1 tRNA gene and 1 rRNA gene are annotated in these 792 nt (G+C 38.3%); both read left to right on the top strand.

From position 1 onward, the window contains the following. The first annotated feature begins 7 nt into the window (after positions 1-7). Positions 8-123 (top strand): 5S ribosomal RNA (gene rrf / locus C6W21_RS18905). Between the two features lie 543 nt (positions 124-666). Further along, positions 667-742 (top strand) — tRNA-Val (locus tag C6W21_RS18900). Positions 743-792 lie beyond the last annotated feature (50 nt).

Below are 792 nucleotides of genomic sequence, written 5' to 3'. Positions count from 1 at the left end.
CATCAGGTTTGGTGGCGATAGCGAAGAGGTCACACCCGTTCCCATACCGAACACGGAAGTTAAGCTCTTCAGCGCCGATGGTAGTTGGGGGTCTCCCCCTGTGAGAGTAGGACGCCGCCAAGCTTTTCTAAGGATCAGTTCCATTCGGAACTGGTCTTTTTTGTGCTGCTTGAGAGGACATTTTTGATTGCACTTGTTTGGTGAACGTGCGGCACACTAACTCATTTATAAGCCTATGAGGCATTTTAAAACAAAAAGATAGAACGTTCGTCATATAATAAATCCTTGTTTATGAAAAAAACTAGTAGAGAGATAGAGTATTAGATTATAGAACGGGACTGTATCAATCTTTATAGATAAATCTATTCTAATATCAACAAAAACTGTACCTAAAGTTTGATCCCAAGGAATACCTATACCATGAAAGCATAAAAATGATAGTCTGCTGATATTTCTGAAGGAATTGACCGTTTTTAAAGAGATTATAGAAAGGAGAAATTCAGCTGATAAACGTTGAATGACAGCAGTTTGAATGAGAAAATGACGATCATTTGTTAAAAGAAATACGTAATGAAAATTGAAATAAAATTTTTTTAATATAGCCTTTACAAATGATGAAAACCTGTATATAATAATCTTTGTCGGATCGAGAGATTCCTACATAGTGGAGGATTAGCTCAGCTGGGAGAGCATCTGCCTTACAAGCAGAGGGTCGGCGGTTCGAGCCCGTCATCCTCCACCATATTTATTCTTACATAATGTTAGGATAGATAAAGCCGGTGTAGCTCAACT

It is taken from the genome of Bacillus sp. NMCN1, assembly GCF_002998085.1.
Lineage (GTDB): Bacteria > Bacillota > Bacilli > Bacillales > Bacillaceae > Bacillus.
Note: the sequence above shows the minus strand (reverse complement) of the source record. Positions and strands in the feature narration are given on the sequence as shown.